The 1491-nt window shown below is 75.8% G+C and carries 1 protein-coding gene; it reads right to left on the bottom strand.

Annotated features, from left to right (window positions below; genetic code table 11):
• Positions 1 to 129: 129 nt before the first annotated feature.
• Entirely contained in the window at positions 130 to 1338 is a 1209-nt protein-coding gene (locus tag FOE67_RS25500; protein ID WP_182667176.1) for an MFS transporter, read from the bottom strand.
• Positions 1339 to 1491 lie beyond the last annotated feature (153 nt).

Consider the following 1491-nt stretch of genomic DNA (forward strand, 5'->3'; position numbering starts at 1 on the left):
CGGTGCGGTCGATCAGGGCCACGCGGTGGCGGGAGGTGAGGGCGTCGAGGGCGTAGCCGCGGTAGACGGGGTCGCCGCGGCCCACGAGGATGATCAGCTTCCGGTCGCTGTCGTGCACGGGGTTTTCCTTCACGGGGTCGGGGAGAGCGGGACGGCGGTCAGGGAGTGCCGGTGACGGCGCAGGCCGAACGCGGCGATCACGGTGACGGCGGTGTGCAGCAGGGCCACGGCGATCAGCAGCGCGGGAAGCCCGGCCCGGGGAGCGGCGGCCAGCAGCAGCCCCCCCACCGGCATGGGGGCCAGCAGCACCAGCGCCATCACGGCCACCGTGGAGCCGAAGACGTGCTGGGGGATCAGCCGGGCCCGGGTGGTGCGCAGGGCGACCAGGGCGGCGCCCTCGGCCGCCGCGAGCAGCGCCATCGACGCGACGAACTGCGCGTAGGTTCCCGCCAGCGCGGCGCCGACACCGGCCGCGGCGGCGGTGAGGGAGGCGCTCAGGGCGATGGCCGGCACACCGACCCGCCCCAACCGGCGGGCGCACAGCAGGGCGGCGAGCAGGGAGGCGGCGGCACCGATGCTCCACACCGCGCCGGTGGCCGCGGCCGAGCGACCGTGGGAGGAGACGATCACGGGGACGGCCGCCTGGAGCAGCCCGGTCAGCAGGTTCATGGTGACCAGCCCGGCGAGCAACCAGCACAGGGCCGGCGCCGCCCGCAGCGCCCGGGCACCGGCGCGCAGTCCGCGTGAGCGCCGCCCGTCCCGGCCCTCCGCCCCGGCGGGAGGCGGCATCCGCACCACCGCCACCAGCAGTGCGGTGATCAGGGACAGCGCCAGAGCCGCACCCAGGCCGATCTGCCCGCCGACCACCAGCAGCACCCCGCCCACCAGGGGCCCGACCATGGCGCACGCCTGGTCGATGGCGGTCTGCACGCCCTGGAACCGGGCCTGGTCCCGATGCCCCCGGCCGACCGCCGCGCCGAGCGTCTCGGTGGCCAGGTAGGCGACCTTCGCCAGGAAGCCGCAGGCCACTCCCAGCACGACGATCGCGGGCGCCCCGGCCCCGGCGGCCAGTGCCGCCATTCCCCCGGTGAGCAGGATGGTCCGGGCCAGGGTGACGGCGAGCAGGACGACGCGCGGACGCAGCCGATCGACGAGCGGGCCGCCGAGGCCGATGGCCACGATGCGCGGGATCCACTCGGCGGCGAACGCCACACCCGCCCAGGTGGCGGAGCCGGTCAACTGGTACACCAGCACGGGCACCAGGTAGTCCACGATCGAGGTGGTCAGCCGGTCTCCGGCGCGCAGGGCGTGCACACGCCGGATCAGTTCCGGTGGCACGGATGGGGTGATGGGGGGCGTCGACGACGCGACAGCGGGCATGGCTCCTCGAAAGCGGTGGGATGGAGCGTGAAGGACTTGCCCGACGGCGACACCGGCCGGGGCGGGGAGACGGGAGTTGGGGCGGTTCAGCGCCCGCCGGGGCGGGGACTC

Origin of the sequence: Streptomyces calidiresistens, from assembly GCF_014141525.1 — a bacterium.
GTDB classification, from domain to species: domain Bacteria; phylum Actinomycetota; class Actinomycetes; order Streptomycetales; family Streptomycetaceae; genus Streptomyces; species Streptomyces calidiresistens.